The sequence below is a fragment of the Sphingobacterium faecium genome, from assembly GCF_003054045.1.
GTDB classification, from domain to species: domain Bacteria; phylum Bacteroidota; class Bacteroidia; order Sphingobacteriales; family Sphingobacteriaceae; genus Sphingobacterium; species Sphingobacterium faecium.
Window position 1 is genome coordinate 140,665 of sequence record NZ_QBKH01000008.1, and the last position, 17,844, is coordinate 158,508.

The following is a 17,844-nucleotide window of genomic DNA, read 5'->3' on the forward strand; positions in this document are numbered from 1 at the left end:
TTAAGGCTATTGGGCAATAGGTAAATCAAGGTCTTCTTGTCCCCACTCGGACCAAGAACCATCATATACTTTGATGTTTTGATTACCGATTAAATGACTAGCAAAAGCTAATATGGATGCTGTGACTCCAGAACCACAAGAGAAGATTTGTTCATGGGTAGCATCGAATGTTTTAAACAAATCTTCCAATTCTTCTGTTGAGCGGTATCTGTTTCCTTTGAGAACATGGTCAAATGGAAGATTATAAGATTGAGGAATATGTCCCCCTCTTAATCCTGCTCTAGGTTCGGGTGCAGATGCGGTAAACCTTGCTTGGCTACGAGCATCAATAATACTTGCTTTGCTATTTTCATATTGAGTTAATACATAAGTTTTATCTGCATACCATGCCGTATTAAATCGTGCTTGACCATTCCCTTTAGCTAATGTTTTTAAGTATTGATCAGCTATTGGATGATGTTTTTCTTTCCATGCAGGCAATCCCCCATCTAAAACATAAACTTGTTCAAAGCCCATCACCTTGAACATCCACCATGCTCGAGGACTTGAATATACACCCCAGCGATCATATAGTATAATGATGCTATCTTGATTAATACCTAATTCTTGAATGCCTTTTGTAAATACTTCTGTCGAAACGAGTGTATGTGGTAGGGCACTACTGTAATCTGAGAATATGTTCTCAATATCGAAGAATAGCGAGTTTGGGATCAACGCTAATTTTGTGTCTTTTAAGGACTGTCCCACTTTGTCAATCGTGCAGTCTAATAATACAACATTAGGATTTTCAAATTCTTTTTGCAGCTGTGCTGTGGTAATGAGGGAAGATGGGAAATACATGGTTTACTAAATTTATGTTAGGTAAATTTAATTATGTTTTTGATATAAACAAAAAAAGCCCTAGCAATTTGCTAGGGCTTAATATGATTGAGTTGATGCTAAAAACTATTTACCGTTTTTCTCATCACCTTCCATTTGCTCTTTCAATTGTGCAAGAACGTCTAAGTCACCTAATGTAGATTTCTCAACTGAATCTTTTACTTTTTTAACAGCATTGTTAGCTACTTTAGCTTCTTTTTTACGAGCATTGAATTCTTCAACACGTGCTTCAGCTCTTTCATCTTCCCAAATACGAGAGTGAGAAATTACTAAACGTTTGTTTTCTTTGTTGAATTCAATGATTTTGAATGAAGCAACTTCATCAACTTTAAGTGCAGAGTTATCTTCTTTTACAGAGTGTTTAGATGGACAGAATCCTTCAACACCGTATTGTAAAGCAACGATATCACCTTTGTCTCCAACTTTCAATACTGTACCTTCATGAACTGAATCAATAGTGAAGATTGTTTCGAAAGTATCCCAAGGGTTCTCTTCTAATTGTTTGTGACCTAAAGATAATTTTCTGTTTTCTTCATCTAATTCTAAAACAACAACATCTAATTTTTCACCAACTTTAGTGAATTCGTTAGGGTGGTTGATTTTTTTAGACCAAGATAAATCAGAGATATGGATCAAACCGTCGATACCTTCTTCTAATTCTACGAACACACCGAAGTTAGTCATGTTTTTAACTACTGCAGTTTGTTTAGAACCTACTGGGTAACGCTCAACGATATTTTTCCAAGGATCTGGAGTCAATTGTTTGATACCTAAGCTCATTTTACGTTCTTCGCGATCTAAAGTTAAGATCTCAGCTTCGATTTCATCGCTTACTTTTAAGAACTCTTGTGGAGAACGTAAGTTTTGAGACCAAGACATTTCAGAAACGTGAATTAAACCTTCAACACCTGGGATGATTTCTAAGAAAGCACCGTAATCAGCAACTGTTACGATTTTACCTTTTACTTTAGAACCAACAGCTAAGTCTTTATCTAAAGATTCCCAAGGATGCTCAGAAAGTTGTTTCAAGCCTAAAGCGATACGTTTTTTCTCATCATCAAAATCTAATACTACCACGTTGATAGTTTGATCTAATGATAATACCTCTTTTGGATGCTCGATACGACCCCATGAAATATCAGTAATGTGAAGTAAACCATCAACACCACCTAAATCGATGAACACACCGAAATCTGTGATATTTTTAACAGTACCTTCTAATACTTGTCCTTTTTCTAATTTAGATACGATTTCAGATTTTTGGTTCTCTAAGTCGTTTTCAATTAAAACTTTGTGTGATACGACAACGTTTTTAAATTCGTGGTTGATTTTAACAACTTTGAATTCCATTGTTTTACCAACGTAAACATCGTAATCACGGATAGGTTTGATATCGATTTGAGATCCAGGTAAGAATGCTTCAACACCTTTGATATCAACAATAAGTCCACCTTTAGTACGGCTTTTAACAAAACCGTTAATGATAGCATCATTTTCCAATGCTTCATTGATAGCTTCCCAAGATTTTTGAGTTTTAGCACGTTTGCGAGATAATACTAATTGTCCATTAGCATCTTCTTGCGACTCTACGAAAACATCAACTACATCGCCAACTGCCAATTCTGGTAAGTCACGGAATTCAGATAATGAAACCAAACCGTCAGATTTGAAACCAACATTTAAGACAACGTCTTTACTGTTGATAGAAACAACAGTACCTTCGATAATTTCACCTTGATTGATTTGGTTGAAAGTACCTGCGTATTGTTCTTCTAATTTAGCGCGCTCAGCCTCGCTGTAATTTCCGAAACCTTTGTCACTAGCATCCCAGTCGAATTCACCTTCTGGAGTGATCCATGTGTTAGATTTGATTTCTTCGATTAGTTTTGAATCAGCCTCTGATTCAATTTTTTCTGTGTCTTTCACCACTTTGGTGTCAGCGCCTTGTAGCTCTGCGTTTTTCGCTGCTAACTCTTTTTCTACTTCTTGTTTTTTTGCCATTAATTATTTTTTCTCCTTTTCCCCACTTTGTAGGGACTGCAAAAATACGAAAAACTTTTATTAACAAGTATTTATATGTTATTTTTTTTAAAATGTTATCCACATTACATTTATTCTTGGGTATTATAAAAGGTTACACCATCAGTAAAGTCGGCCCCATATCAAGGTATGCATGTTAAAATAGAGAGAATAAAACGATTTATATCATTCATAGCTCCAATTATTATGTATTGTTAATCTGTTGTAAAATAATTGTTTATAGTTTTCTTGTGCTATGCTATTGTAACACATGGTTGGATTTGTATCCATATCCTTAATATATCAACTATCCCTGATTAGGATCGTGATAGCTAAAGGATGCTTGTTGTTGATATCCTAATTGTCAATCCCACCATGGAGTATAAATGTGGAAGGGAGATTATTGCTCGTTTATACCTTTGAATGAATTGTATGATTTTGGTCGTACGATTTTAATGCTTTGTTTGGATAATGCAATTGCGGCATTCAATTCATACCCTATCAATAATATTAATGTATTGAGGTACATCCAGATCATAATCACAATTAAGGTCCCGATAGAACCATATAGTTTGTTATATGTGCCAAAATGGTTAATGTAAAATGCAAAACCAGAAAAGGTCAGGATGGCTAATATTGTTGCCAGTGTAGCCCCTGGACTAAACAATTTCCATCTTCGTGATGATGTTGGGGCAAATTTATAAAGGCAGCTCACGGTAAAGAAATAAATTCCAAATATGATAAGCCATCGTGCTGCTTTGATTACAAATGCCCAGAAGCTTTTGGTAATCGCGATACTATCTTTTAAATAATTGACAATAATGCCAGCATACGTAAATATAGTCATTCCTATTGTTAGTGCCATAATGATCAGAAAAGCAAGTCCCAGTGCAATCATTCTACGCTTGATCCATGTTCTTTTTTCCGCCATGAGGGATGCTTTATTGAAAGCCCGCATCATGGATGCCATACCATTGGTCGCAAAATATGTAGCTAATATAAAACCGAAAGATAGGAGACCTCCATTTTGATTCTTGATAATATCTTCTAGTGTTGTTTCGACGACTTCATAGGCATTTCGCGGAATCACAACTTCTAAAAATTCTAGAAGCTGTTCCTGAAAATTGTCTATGGGTATATAAGGAATCAACGTAAAAAGAAAGATAATGCCAGGAAAAATGGCCAACATGAAACTATAAGAAAGAGAAGATGCCTTACTTAAGATTGAATCACGAGATATTTCTTGAAAAAAAAATACAGCTACGGTATATAATGGTAGAGATCCGAATCCAGGTAAAATGACCGCTTTGCTCCATTCAACAACTTGATTGTAAGGTTTTAATTGCAATAAGTAGTGATGAATCTTTGACATGATTAATCAAAATATTTCGACATTTTATCTAAAAAAATGGCGGGTGGCATTGTCGGTTTATTTTTGATGATATCTACAAATACCAACGTTGTCTCCCCCGTATTTACTAATTCTTGTTTTTCGTTGAATAATTCATATTCAAATATAATTCTTACAGCAGGCTTGATACGAATGGTCGTTTTGATGGTTATCAAATCATCATATCGTGCTGGCTTGATGTATTTGCACTTCATCTCGATGACAGGTAACATCACACCCATATCTTCTAACTCTCGATAAGAAAACCCGGTACTTCTAAGCATTTCAGTACGTGCTATCTCGTAAAATGCTGCATAATTTCCATAGTACACATATCCCATTTTATCGGTTTCAGCATAGCGTACACGGGTTTGATATTCGAATTGAAACATATTATTTTTTGATATTTCGTTCGTCTAATGCTTTTTGAAATTTGCGTGCATTTATTTGATGTTCGGCAACATTTGTGGCAAACGCATGATAACCAGAGAAATCTTCTTTAGCGCACATATAAATATAATCATGGTGCTTGTAATTCAGTACTGCATCTATTGCCACAATACTCGGCATCATAATAGGACCAGGAGGCAGACCTTTGTAGACGTAAGTGTTATAAGGATTATCTACTCTCAAATGTTTATTTAATACACGACGGATAGTGAAATCATTATTCGCAAAAATAACTGTTGGATCTGCTTGTAATAACATTCCTTTTTGTAACCTATTTAAATATAAGCCAGCTATAGCAGGCATTTCATCTTTATGCAGCGCTTCACCTTTTACAATTGCCGCAAGTGAACTTACTTCCTGAGGAGTCAAATTGATTACTTTTGCTTTAGCTAAACGCTCTGGTGTCCAAAATTTTTCCCATTCATCATGAAATCTGGCAAATAGCTTTTCAGGTGTTGTATTCCAATAGAGCTCGTATGTATTCGGGATAAACATCGCAATGAAATTGTCCTTAGTAAAACCATACGATTTTGCCAGGTCTTCATTATTGAGTAACTTCAAAAATGTAATAGAATCTGCTTCAAAATTATCCGCTAATTTTGCGGCGAAATTTTCTTTTAATCGGATATTTTCAAATCTAAACTTAACTGGCTCCTGATAACCACCTCTTAAATTGCCAATAAATCTTCTGTTGTTTATACCAGGAGTCAATGCATAACGTCCCGGCTTAACATTATCGGTGTAATTTTGATATTTTGCCGCTCTATCAAAACTCGTAGGATCGGAAACAATTTTTTGCTCTTTGATCTTTTCCAATACTTGTGCATAAGTATCTCCTGTATTGATATATAAATATTTTTGATTGTCGGTAACATTTGATGCTAAGAAAGTCTTATAAGCCGTCCAGCCAAAATAACCTCCAACCACAAAGATCAGGAGAATGCTAATTTTTAACCAACTTGGTATTTTCTTTTTATTTTCCATTTTTATGGATTTGTTTTTTGTTTTTGTGTTGAAGTAGGATTCGTTGTTGTAGGCGTTGTCGGAATACTGTTTGACAAAGTGAGGTCAATTTTAGAACCAATACTTGTTATACCCGTCTCTAAACCTGGAAATTGTGTAATGACACGTGCTGTACTGGTGTCTGAAACACCAATATCATATGTAACAGTACCTAAGGATAGTCCTATTCCTTGAAGCGCAAATTTTGCTTCTGCAACAGTAAGCCCTGACAAATCTGGTATTTGAACTTCATTTGCACCTTGACCATTACCGAGTATTAAATCAATCTTAGATCCTTTTGTAATCATTCTGCCTTCACGAATAGACTGTCCTGCAAATTGAGCATCTAATACGATGTCTCTTGCGATATCAGCAATATAAGTTGTATCACCTATACGTAAATTATGATTTTTTAGTATGGAAGAAGCTTCAATTAATGTTTTATCCTTTATTTTAGGGAAAGCAATTTCAGGCGCCACTTGTGTAATAATGGTCAGATAAATTGTCCTTCCAGTTTTTACGTGAAACTTTGGTTCAGGATCTTGCTCGATCACTAAGCCGGGTTTAGCGTCCATTTGATACACAGAATCAATCTGATATTCTAAATTGGCATTCTCTAATGCTGAAATAGCAGCACTGACATGTAATCCTTTTACTTGCGGTACTTCGATCGATTCATCATGTTTCGTATATACTTTTAAACCTAAATAGATGAATAGGAAAATTGCTAAAACAAAACCTATGGCGATTAGAAGATTGTTTCTAAACGTATTAGTTCTTAAATATTGTAATATTTTTGACATTTATATTTCTTTAAAAAATCATTTTATAGTATTCTTTTCAAGCAAGTTTAGCGCCATTATTTGTTTCGAATACACTTCATTTAATTATTGAACAAAATTATTCGTTTTTCTGTGTATCGCAAATTATATTTGCTATAAGAATCACTATAATTTTATGAAAACAAAAATAGCATTAATAACTGGAGGTTATACAGGCGAAGCGGAAGTTTCTTTTAAAAGTTCGGCATTTGTTTATTCACAGTTGGATCATGACAAATATGATATCTATCAAATTACGATTACACAGGATGCTTGGTTTTATGTAAGTGATTCTGGGATCAAATGTCCTATCAATAAAGAAGATTTTACGTTATTGCTCAATGATAGTATATTGAAGTTTGATTTAGCATTTATTATGGTACATGGTTCTCCAGGTGAAGATGGTCGCCTGCAAAGTTATTTTGATTTAGTGGGTATGCCTTATACTTCATGCGATGCTTTGACTTCGGCGCTAACGATGAATAAAGGATATACAAAAGCAATACTTGCAGATATTGAACATATAAACTTAGCAAAATCGGTTTTATTATTTGATACGCAACGTGCAGAAGGTGTGTCCTTAGTGGAAGAGAAATTATCACTTCCTTATTTTGTAAAACCAAATGCTGGGGGTAGTAGTATCGGTATGACAAAAGTAAAAGTTGCTGAAGAGTTACAGGCTGCTATTGATAAGGCTTTTGATGCGGAGAATACAGGGAGCCAAGTAATCATAGAGGAGTTTGTACATGGACGTGAATTTTCTGAGGGAATCTATCGTAATATAGATGGTGAATTGATTGTACTTCCTGCAACGGAGGTGAAAACTACACGCGAGTTTTTTGATTTCGAGGCTAAGTATATTCCTGGATTAACGGAAGAAATCACTCCTGCAGATCTTAATGAAGAACAACAATCTCGAATTGCAAAGATATTAAAGGAAATTTATGTGCGATTGAATTGCAAAGGAATGGTGCGTATTGATTTCTTTTTAGAGAATGATACGGATAAGTTTTATTTTATTGAAATCAATACCATTCCAGGACAAACTCCGCAGAGCTTTATTCCGCAGCAAGTACGTGCGACTGGGATGACTGAACAAGAGTTTTATGGTACTTTAATTGAAGTGGCTCTGAAAAGATAATCGACAAAAGATGAATTTTTTAAAAAAAAACCGCTTTACGATAGGTTGTAAAGCGGTTTTTTTATTTTCTAAAATTAAATTTTGAGAGATCGGGTTTTACTTTTTTATCTCTTTTAAGTTCTTCTTGATAGATGACCTGACCTATGTTTTTGAGAAATGGATAAGTGACGGTGTCATACTCATAGATTCCATCATTATAAATCCCATTTTCATTAGATTGTACAACTACTGCAAGTAGAAATTCTATTCCTTTCTCAAAATCAACAATATATGCATTGTCGATATTGTATCCATACGAATCACCATATTTATTGAAGATACGGATATTTGGATTTATAGATGCTTCTTTCTCGCGACCATAAAAAAGTAATTTACTGTAGGTAGACCAAAATTCTGTAGTGTCGTATTTAGGATAATCAGATTCAAATGGATACCGAGACATGTAGTCATATAGAAATGAGTAATCTTCTTTGCTGAGTTTAAACCTTTCGCGGCGCTCAAATGCTTCTGGGAATAATAATTTTTTTAATATCATTTGTTGGTCATCTAAGGGATATACATTGAGCCCCTCGAAGCTCCAAGGTTCGTGAATAATTTCATCTTTATCATTCATATAACCTTTTCCCTGAACTGTATTTTGAAGCTTAATGGGATAATCATTTGGATCATATTGTGCTTCTTGTTTATAGACCGGTTTGTCTTCTTGATAAAACGTTATTGAATTCGTATGTTTTGCCCAGATACCTTTATCGCCAATTGCAAGCCTATTGACAATGCGTGAGTTTTGTGCGCCATGCTTTTGTAATTTGCTATTCAATTCAGCACGTCCGATAAATTCAAAAAGTCTGTTCTGTGCGTCATTGTCACTCGTCAAAAGGATTTTTTTAATATATTGACCAACTGAAGGGAGCCCGTTTATTGCCGACTCGTCTTTTGATACAGCAGTTTGTTTTTCATAAGAAGAATCAATCCTTAAGGGGGTATCTTTCGATAATCCAGATAAGTTGAGCTCGTTTATCTTTTCTAAAGCTAGGATAGCAGTTGGTAATTTTACGGTACTGGCAGGATAGAAATACCAGTTTGGGTCTAATCTGTAGCTAAATGATGTAAAATGTGGTATATTGTTTTTATCCCGGTCAATCTGTGTATAGAGAATCTGAACCTCATTTTTATTTGGATGATCTAAGATTTTTTGAAAAAGTTCGGGATGGCTCTTTAGAAGTTTTTCGAGATAGATAGTGTCCATTTTTTGAGCAAAGGAGTAAGGTATTAAACTAATGAAAAAAAGTGTTAGATACTTATGCATATTGATTTTGGTCTGAGAATTTTCGATAGGTAGTTTTATGATTAAGGCCTCCTATATTCTAGGAAGCCTTAATGTTATTTTCTGACATATACTTGAAAACTATAATCAAAAGCATGTTTTTCGTCTTTTACATGTTTTTCTTCACTTTCCAACTCCCATTCCTGTGCAGGTAAATCAGGAAAGTAAGCATCTCCTTCTATAGTTGTTTGTAGTCGAGTGAGCAAAACTTTATCGGCAAATGGTAGTGTTTGTTTAAATATTTCGCCGCCACCAATGATAAAGATTTCTCGCTCATCTCTACAATAGTTCAATACCTCTTGAAAACTATTGGCAATATCTACTTCATCAGATTTTGCTATCATATCACGAGTTAAAATGATATTCCTACGATCTGGAAGTGGTTTACCAAGAGACTCAAAGGTTTTTCTACCCATGACTACACTGTGTTCTAACGTATTTTTTTTAAAATACTTAAGGTCATTAGGTAAGTGCCACGGCATTTTATTTCCTTTGCCGATTACGTTATTTTCAGTTGCGGCTACTATTAATGTTATTTTCAGTTTACTCATATTTCTATTTTACACAAAAGTATAGGGATCATTGCTGTTAAACTGCCACTGGTGCTTTGATGTGCGGATGTGACTCGTAATTTAACAATTCGAAGTCTTCAAATTTGAACTCGAAAATATCCTTTATTTCTGGATTGATTTTTAATTGAGGTAATGCCTTGGGCGCACGGCTTAATTGTAGTTGAGTTTGTTCGAAGTGATTACTGTAAATATGGGCATCTCCTAATGTATGAATAAACTCAGCGGCTTCCATATCACAAACCTGTGCCACCATCATGGTTAATAAAGCATAAGAGGCAATATTAAATGGTACACCTAGAAAGATATCTGCACTTCTTTGATAAAGCTGACAAGACAACTGTGGTTTTAAAATGCCATTTTCAGGATCGGCAGGGGCAACATAGAATTGAAAAAATGCATGACATGGAGGCAAAGCCATATTTTCGATTTCTGCAACATTCCAAGCTGAAACAATTATTCGTCTCGAATCTGGTGATGTTTTTAATTGCTTGATTATTTTTTCAATCTGGTCAATATGTCCACCATCAGGTGTTGGCCATGATCGCCATTGCGAACCATAAACAGGACCTAAATTACCATTTTCATCTGCCCATTCGTCCCAAATGCTTACACCATTATCTTTTAAATATTTGATGTTTGTATCTCCCTTCAAAAACCAGATTAATTCATGCAGAATAGATCTTAAATGTAACTTTTTTGTCGTCACCAATGGGAAGTCTTCTTTTAAATTGAAACGCATCTGATATCCAAATACACTCTTAGTTCCTGTTCCAGTACGGTCAGTCTTAGTGACCCCATTTTTATATACGTGCTCTAGTAAGTCAAGGTATTGTTTCATTGTAAATAGTTGCTTTTATTTATTTTGTGATTATGAAATGAATAAGCTTTTTGGATTTTTGATTCCTTAAAAGTTGATCATGATATAAACATATAATATTATATACGAAGGTAAGATATTTTTGAAGTATTCACATTATGATTCAAAAAAGTGAGTGCGGGTAAAACTGAACTGGTGCTCTTTTTAAGAGATCTTATAAATAGACAAAAAATAGTAATATGAAGCTCATGGCTCCTTTATTTGGATCATTAAAATCTCATAATTAATTGAAAAGCGTTTAAATCAGAATTAAGAATTTTCATTTGGAGCTTTTTGTTGTATTTTTGCAAAATCATTATGAGTAAAAAAGTAGCTTTCTATACCCTAGGATGTAAATTGAATTTTTCAGAAACATCCTCCATAGGTCGAGTCTTTCAAGACGCGGGTTATGAAACAACGCCATTTAATAGTGCGGCAGATGTTTATGTTATTAATACATGTTCGGTAACCGATCATGCTGATAAGAAATGTCGTAAGGTGGTGAAGGAAGCGCTCAAATATTCACCCAATGCCTATATTACCATTGTGGGTTGTTATGCACAATTAAAACCTGCGGAGATCGCTGAGATACCAGGAGTAGATATGGTATTGGGTGCTGCAGAGAAGTTTAATATCATTGAGCATATTAATGATCTGACAAAAAACGAGAAGGCAGTTGTTCATAATGCACCCATTGATGAAACTAATCAATTTGTATCCGCATATTCTATTGGAGATCGTACACGTACATTTTTGAAAGTACAAGATGGTTGCGATTACTCCTGTACTTTTTGTACAATTCCTCTTGCTCGTGGTGCAAGTCGCTCCGGTAAAATTGAGGAAATTGTACGACAGGCTGAAGAAATTGCTGCTTCTGGAGTGAAAGAAATTGTATTGACAGGTGTTAATATCGGTGATTTTGGTATTCGGGATGGTAAACGACAAGATAAGTTCTTGGATCTCGTAAAAGCTTTGGATGAAGTTACTGGAATTGACCGAATTCGTATTTCTTCGATTGAGCCCAATCTTTTAGCGAATGAAATTATTGAGTTTGTTGCGCAATCTAAACGGTTTGTTCCACATTTTCATATGCCTTTACAATCTGGCAATAATAAAGTACTGAGTATGATGCGTCGTCGTTATAAGCGTGAGCTTTATGCGCAACGTGTGGAGAAAATAAAAGAATTAATGCCTGATTGCTGTATTGGTGTAGATGTTATTGTGGGATTCCCAGGTGAAACGCGCGAAGATTTTATCGACACTTATAATTTCTTAAATGAGATGGATATTTCTTATTTGCATGTATTCACGTATTCCGAACGTGAGAATACAATAGCGGCGCAAATGGAAGGCGCAGTACCAGGCTCCCAACGTAGTGACCGCAGTAAGATGTTACATATTTTATCGGAAAAAAAACGTCGTGCTTTCTATGAAAAGCAATTAGATAAAGTAGGTGAAGTACTGTTTGAAAGTGATGAGAAGGAAGGATATATGCATGGGTTCTCTAAAAATTATGTAAAAGTGCGTACTGCTTATGATCCGTTGTTGGTCAATGAGGTTGCTCATGTGAAATTCCTGTCGATTACGGATAGCTGTGAGGTCGAAATAGAAGAATTAAAAGAGGTCTTAGCACATTAAGTGCAACTTGAATATAAAATTAACGAGATCCATGGTAATAACCACGGACCTCGTTAATTTTTAAACGATTTCTTCTTTTTTCGAATTTAACCAAATAACTGTGGCTAATATCAGTAATACACCTACCCATTGTATAGGACTTACTGCTTCTTTTAATATGAAATAGGACATTGCAGTTGCAACAGGTAATTCTGCTGAGCTTAAAATACCACTTAAGGAATAGCCTATTTTAGGTATTCCATAGGCAAATAGTAAGGGAGGGATCACTGTACCAAAAAATGAAAGAATAAGCCCATAGTGCCATATGCTATCTCCTAAAGCGCCTGAAATCAAAAATGCTGGGGGAAAGATGCAACAGATCATGATACAGGAGCCGGTAACCATTAGTGCGCTTTTTTGGATGGGAGGATAATCATTGCCTACGCGTCCATTGACGATTAGAAATACAGCATAGGCTGTCGCTGCTAACAATCCATATATAATTCCTGTCCAATTGAGTTTATCTATGCCGTGCTCTAGGAGGCCAGTTGCGAATACAGTTCCGATAAGGACGATCGCAATACCGATCAATTGACGACCAGAAGGTCTATTTTTGAATATAATGAATTCGATTAGTGTACCAATCCATATATATTGCATTAATAAAACGATTGCTAAAGAGGCGGGTACCAATTGTACACATTTATAATAAACAAGACTTACTAGGCCGGTAGAGATACCGCTAATGACAATTTTCCATTTATTAGATTTTCTGGAAAATCTTTCGTTTGCTTTTGGATTGAGTAGCTGTATGAACAAATAGACCATCCAGAGGATGATCATACCAAAAATAGCTTGTACACCTGTTACTTGTCCTAAGGTATAATCTTGTGCATATGCTTTTTTTACAAATGTAGATAACAATCCGAAACTACTTGCGCCTATAAAAACCGCAATAGCACCTTTTAATTTTTCCATATCTCTTTTTTCAACTTCGGACAAAATTACAATTTGGAAAGGTAGAATAAGAACGATATGTGTGTTTGTCAGTTAAATTTGGTTTTATTACATTTGGGTAACATTTACTATTCACTATGTGTTTAAAACGAAATTTATTATTTTTTATCAGTCTGTTGCTTTTACTTAGTAGTTGCTCTGTAAAGAAAAAGACGAATAATTATGGTCGTGGAAACGCTGTATTGACCGATGCTAGCGAAGCAAGAGGAATAGATTATAGTAAAAGTTCTTTAGATAGCTATGCTGATCTACTACATGTAAAGAGAAAGGAGCTCAATCCGAATCTTTACTCTTTTATTGACGAATGGATGGGGATACCACATCGTATGGGTGGTGCAACAAAGAAAGGAGTTGATTGTTCTGGTTTTGTAGGTATGCTTTATCTTAAAGTGTATAAAGAAGACTTGCCGCGTTCTTCGCGTGATATGAGTGTGGTCGTTAAAAATAAAAGAACAGCGCAGTTGAAGGAAGGTGATTTGGTCTTCTTTTCATTTGGTGGCCGTAATATTGATCATGTAGGTGTTTATCTTCATAATAATAAATTTGTGCATGTGTCGACCAAAAAGGGAGTTATCATCTCAGATCTGGCTGATTCGTGGTATTCTAAATACTTTACAAATGCAGGATCACCAAAATCTTAATCAAATATTCAAGCTGAATTCCCTTTTTTGTGTCAAATAACATATAAAACTTTATAAAACTGTTTTAATCCTTATTTTTGTCTAAAACTAAAATAAAGATGAGTATCAAGGGTAAAAAGATTTTTTTGGGTTTATGTATTGTAGTACCGTTTCTAATTTACTGTGTTTATTACTACAGTAATATGATCAGCAATGCACCTTTCCGTTTTACAGATTTTCAATCTGTAGTCTTTCGATACGGTGAGCCTAATCATATGGACAATCATTATGATTCAAATACAGGGATTTTTCAGTATGTGACCAAGACAAATGAAATAGAACGTGATACCGTTCGTATGACTAAAGATGATTTGCTTTATTTGCATCGCAAAGCTCAGGAATTAGGTTTTTGGAATTTGGATGATGATATGACAGGTCCTGAGGCGAAAAAAAATATAGAAACAGCTACAGTACCTCGTTATTATTTAGAATTCAACTATAAAGATAAATCAAAAAAAGTTACTATGGATGCTGATTTTGCTGGTAATCCTAAAATGCGGGATGCGGGTAAATCCATGATTGAGGAGGTCAATCGGATCTTGGCAGCAGCCCAATCTAGATCTAGTAAATAAAGAAATTAAAGGGAATCATTTTTGATTCCCTTTTTTATTGCAATTAACAGTTTGTTAAACATATGGTGATTATTGATTCACATTAGAGCAGTAGCTTCGCTCTTAATTATGTTATACATTCAAATGAAAAATATTTTTGCTGTTGCTGCAATTTTATCTTTGAGCTACACCGTTAGTGCTCAGGAAATTGCAAAAGGTATTGTTTTTAATGATATCAATAAGAATGGAATTATTGATAAAAAAGAAGTCGGTATACCCAATGTCTCTGTTAGTAATGGTATCGATGTCGTCCAGACAGATGCTAAGGGGCAGTATAAGTTGCCTGTGAATAAAGATAATATTATTTTTGTCATCAAACCGGCGAACTATGCTTTGCCGATAAATACCAATCATCAGCCACAATTCTATTATATCCATAAACCTGAAGGAAGTCCACAATTGACTTATAAAGGTGTTTCTCCTACAGGAAAGTTACCTAAAGAAATCAACTTTGGATTAATACCTCAAATAGAATCAACAGATTTTTCAGCATTTGTATTTGGCGATCCACAAGCATATGATATGGCTGAGATGGATTATTTTAAACGTGGAATCATTGATCGTATCGCAAATAAAGATGTTGCGGTATTTGGCATAAGCCTAGGTGACCTGGTTGGAAATGATTTATCTTTACATCCTGCTTATAAAAGTACAATTGCATTAATGGGATTGCCTTGGTTTAATGTAATTGGTAATCACGACTTAAATTTTGATACCAAGGAAGACATTTATTCTGACGAGGCTTTTGAAGCTTCTTTTGGTCCCGCAACTTATTCTTTTAATTATGGCAATGCTCACTTTTTAGTAATTGATGATATTATTTATCCCAATCCAGATACAGGAAAAGGGTATAAAGGTGGATTGAGAAAAGATCAATTGGATTTTATTGCTAATGATTTGAAGTATGTACCAAAAGATAAGTTGATTGTCTTGGCTTTTCATATTCCTTTAGCACATGATGATGCTTCTGTTTTCCGTACATCAGATCGCGATAGACTATTTGATATTTTAAGCGACTTTCCGAATACGTTATCCTTATCTGCACATACTCATTTTCAGCAACAAAATTTCTTCGGAGCGCAGGAGGGATGGAAACAAAAAAAACCACATCACGAATTTAATGTAGGAACTACTTCTGGAGATTGGTATTCTGGCGAACTCGATGAAGATGGAATACCTGTGTCAACTATGCGAGATGGAACACCAAAAGGATATGCCATCTTAAATATTAAGAATAATGACTATTCTTTTGACTATAAGGTCGTAGGTAAGGATGCAAATTATCAGATTGCATTATACGGTCCCTCAATTATTGATCAGAAATATACACAACGATATCCAGTATATGCAAACTTTTTCATTGGTAAAAAAGGTGATCAAGTTTTGTATCGTATCGATGAAGGTAAATGGAAGGAAATGGAGCAGGTTAGCGAGATTGATCCATCTTTCGATCATGTAGTGCATCAATTTGATCTAGCAACAGCATACAAAGAGGGGAGAAGACCGTCGGATGGAACAGTTAGTACTCATTTATGGAAACTTAAATTACCAAAGTTAAAAGAGGGAAATTATAAAGTTGAAGTAAAAGCAATCGATATGTTCAATAGAACACATACAGCGATTAAAGAAATTCAAGTTGTCCGTAAATAAAAGTAGTTAATAGCCATATAAAAACCGTTAAGCAACCTTTTTAGGTTGCTTTTTTTATGAATGATATTGAAAGGTTAAACATTACTTAAGAATAGCTTAATATAACAACTTTATATTTGTACCAGAGTAATTTTTGATTCATATAGTAAAAGGTTAATGTGGGATCTGTTGCGAAACACGTCTAAAATTTAGTTTGTTTTTTAAAAAGATATGGGCTGTCCAAACTTGGATAGCCCATTTTCTTTTCTTGATTATTGTTGAATGAATACCCGGTATAGATTTTAAACATTCAATTTCTCAACAATTGAATATCCCTGATGAAATATCTTTGTTCGATCTATCTTGTCAAGTGGTATGTTTATTTTAAGAATTAGATTTCTTAAGTCATCAGATCGGTGTGTTTCATGAAATAGATATTCTTCTTCTTATTTAGCACCTAATGGTAGGTTTTTATCGTGTTTATGCTTGAACAAAATAGCGAATAAAACGGCCAATATTAACGTATAAATAGAGAATGCAAGCCAGATATGATGCCAGTCTTTAAGGATAAGCTGTGTATTAAATAGTCCATTTTCACCGATGGACATCCCTCTTTCTTTAACAAAAGAAACTAATGTATTATTATCGACATCAGTATCTAAAAAGGATGCTAATTGTGCCATGCTATTAAAGGATATGGAGTAATATTTGTCAATAATCCATCCCGATACTAAGCTGCCGAATACTGCTCCAAATCCATTAGTCATCATCATAAAAAGACCCTGAGCCGAACTTCTTATTTGTGGACTGGTGGATGTTTCAACAAATAATGAACCTGAGATATTGAAAAAATCAAATGCCATACCGTATACAATACAAGATAAGACGATCATCCAAAGCCCAGAAGATGGATCTCCATAGGCAAATAATCCAAAACGCAATACCCATGCAAACATCGATATCAACATGACTTTTTTAATGCCAAATCTTTTTAAGAAAAATGGAATGGCTAAGATAAATAGGGTCTCTGATATCTGTGAAATCGACATAATGATTGTCGAATATTTGATCACAAATGAATCGGTGTACTTAGGGAAAAATTTGAATTCATCTAAAAATACATCACCATATGCATTTGTTAATTGCAGGGCAGCTCCTAAAAACATAGAAAATATAAAGAACAAAGCCATTTTATAGTTTCCAAATAATTTAAAAGCTTCTAAACCGAGTGTTCTTGCCAAAGACGAATTTTCATTTTTCACATTTTTTGGTGGACATTTTGGTATAGAAAATGAAAATAGACCTAATCCTAGTGCAAAAATTCCTGCAATATAAAATTGCATTTCTGATGCTTTACTTCCTGTCAAATTCACAAGCCACATCGCTGCAATAAATCCAATAGTTCCAAAAACACGAATCGGAGGGAAGGCTTTTACAAGATCATATTTTCCTTGGGTAAGTACGGTATATGCGATCGAATTTGATAATGCGAGTGTAGGCATGTAAAAACACATGGCTAAAAGCATGGCATAAAAAAAGGTGGTCGGATCATTTATTTGCGGAAGGTAAAACATGACAGCAGCATATAATAGGTGGAGCACTAAATATAATTTCTCAGCGTTGACCCATCGATCTGCGATAATCCCCATTAAAGTTGGCATAAACAAAGAGGCAAAACCCATTGTTGCAAAGATGGCTCCAAATTGAGTTCCGTCCCATTGCTTGGTACCAAACCAGTAATTTGCTATTGTAATTAACCATGCTCCCCACACAAAAAATTGGAGGAAGTTCATAATGGTCAACCTTAATTTAATAGACATAAGTAATGTATAGTTG

Annotated in this window: 16 protein-coding genes; 5 read left to right on the forward strand and 11 right to left on the reverse strand. The window is 34.8% G+C overall.

The annotated features are described in order from the left end of the window. Window positions 1-6: 6 nt before the first annotated feature. From C8N37_RS20275 to C8N37_RS20300, 6 genes are all read right to left on the reverse strand, one after another. A complete protein-coding gene (locus C8N37_RS20275) occupies window positions 7-840 on the reverse strand; it encodes a sulfurtransferase (RefSeq protein WP_108160641.1) in 834 nt (277 codons plus the stop codon). A 105-nt stretch (window positions 841-945) separates the two neighbouring features. Then, the gene (rpsA, locus tag C8N37_RS20280) at window positions 946-2,880 is read right to left on the reverse strand and encodes a 30S ribosomal protein S1 (protein WP_045756269.1); all 1,935 of its coding nucleotides are present in this window, start codon (window positions 2,878-2,880) and stop codon (window positions 946-948) included. A 418-nt stretch (window positions 2,881-3,298) separates the two neighbouring features. Next, entirely contained in the window at window positions 3,299-4,270 is a 972-nt protein-coding gene (locus C8N37_RS20285; RefSeq protein ID WP_094773034.1) for a YihY/virulence factor BrkB family protein, read from the reverse strand. A gap of 2 nt (window positions 4,271-4,272) precedes the next feature. Beyond that, window positions 4,273-4,680 (reverse strand): acyl-CoA thioesterase, encoded by a 408-nt coding sequence (locus tag C8N37_RS20290; RefSeq protein ID WP_094773033.1) that lies wholly within the window; start codon window positions 4,678-4,680, stop codon window positions 4,273-4,275. Between the two features lies 1 nt (window position 4,681). Then, the gene (mltG, locus tag C8N37_RS20295; protein ID WP_108160642.1) at window positions 4,682-5,722 is read right to left on the reverse strand and encodes an endolytic transglycosylase MltG; all 1,041 of its coding nucleotides are present in this window, start codon (window positions 5,720-5,722) and stop codon (window positions 4,682-4,684) included. A 2-nt stretch (window positions 5,723-5,724) separates the two neighbouring features. Continuing rightward, window positions 5,725-6,543, reverse strand: a complete 819-nt coding sequence (locus C8N37_RS20300; RefSeq protein ID WP_108160643.1) for a PASTA domain-containing protein — start codon at window positions 6,541-6,543, stop codon at window positions 5,725-5,727. Window positions 6,544-6,697: 154 nt separating this feature from the next. Between C8N37_RS20300 and C8N37_RS20305 the strand changes: the two genes are divergently transcribed. After that, on the forward strand, window positions 6,698-7,702 hold the full coding sequence (locus tag C8N37_RS20305; RefSeq protein WP_108160644.1) for a D-alanine--D-alanine ligase: 1,005 nt from the start codon (window positions 6,698-6,700) through the stop codon (window positions 7,700-7,702). A 61-nt stretch (window positions 7,703-7,763) separates the two neighbouring features. Here C8N37_RS20305 and C8N37_RS20310 read toward each other — a convergent pair whose 3' ends face one another. From C8N37_RS20310 to C8N37_RS20320, 3 genes are all read right to left on the reverse strand, one after another. Then, window positions 7,764-8,948, reverse strand: coding sequence for a serine hydrolase (locus tag C8N37_RS20310; RefSeq protein ID WP_108160645.1), 1,185 nt, complete (start codon window positions 8,946-8,948; stop codon window positions 7,764-7,766). A gap of 134 nt (window positions 8,949-9,082) precedes the next feature. Continuing rightward, on the reverse strand, window positions 9,083-9,577 hold the full coding sequence (locus C8N37_RS20315) for a dihydrofolate reductase (RefSeq protein ID WP_108160646.1): 495 nt from the start codon (window positions 9,575-9,577) through the stop codon (window positions 9,083-9,085). Window positions 9,578-9,614: 37 nt separating this feature from the next. Continuing rightward, window positions 9,615-10,436: a thymidylate synthase gene (locus tag C8N37_RS20320; RefSeq protein ID WP_108160647.1), complete on the reverse strand. Its 822-nt coding sequence runs from the start codon at window positions 10,434-10,436 to the stop codon at window positions 9,615-9,617. Between the two features lie 336 nt (window positions 10,437-10,772). On the opposite strand from C8N37_RS20320, the gene mtaB reads away from it, so the two are divergent. Continuing rightward, window positions 10,773-12,092, forward strand: a complete 1,320-nt coding sequence (gene mtaB, locus C8N37_RS20325; RefSeq protein ID WP_186812857.1) for a tRNA (N(6)-L-threonylcarbamoyladenosine(37)-C(2))-methylthiotransferase MtaB — start codon at window positions 10,773-10,775, stop codon at window positions 12,090-12,092. 60 nt (window positions 12,093-12,152) lie between these two features. Here mtaB and C8N37_RS20330 read toward each other — a convergent pair whose 3' ends face one another. Next, entirely contained in the window at window positions 12,153-13,049 is an 897-nt protein-coding gene (locus C8N37_RS20330; protein WP_108160649.1) for an EamA family transporter, read from the reverse strand. A 116-nt stretch (window positions 13,050-13,165) separates the two neighbouring features. Here C8N37_RS20330 and C8N37_RS20335 point away from each other — a divergent pair, with 116 nt between their 5' ends. From C8N37_RS20335 to C8N37_RS20345, 3 genes are all read left to right on the forward strand, one after another. Next, a complete protein-coding gene (locus C8N37_RS20335) occupies window positions 13,166-13,729 on the forward strand; it encodes a C40 family peptidase (RefSeq protein WP_108160650.1) in 564 nt (187 codons plus the stop codon). A gap of 98 nt (window positions 13,730-13,827) precedes the next feature. Next, window positions 13,828-14,340 (forward strand): hypothetical protein, encoded by a 513-nt coding sequence (locus C8N37_RS20340; protein ID WP_244914488.1) that lies wholly within the window; start codon window positions 13,828-13,830, stop codon window positions 14,338-14,340. A gap of 123 nt (window positions 14,341-14,463) precedes the next feature. After that, the gene (locus tag C8N37_RS20345) at window positions 14,464-16,029 is read left to right on the forward strand and encodes a calcineurin-like phosphoesterase C-terminal domain-containing protein (RefSeq protein ID WP_108160670.1); all 1,566 of its coding nucleotides are present in this window, start codon (window positions 14,464-14,466) and stop codon (window positions 16,027-16,029) included. Window positions 16,030-16,454: 425 nt separating this feature from the next. On the opposite strand, the gene C8N37_RS20350 is transcribed toward C8N37_RS20345, so the two are convergent. Further along, a complete protein-coding gene (locus C8N37_RS20350) occupies window positions 16,455-17,828 on the reverse strand; it encodes a nucleoside permease (protein ID WP_108160651.1) in 1,374 nt (457 codons plus the stop codon). Window positions 17,829-17,844 lie beyond the last annotated feature (16 nt).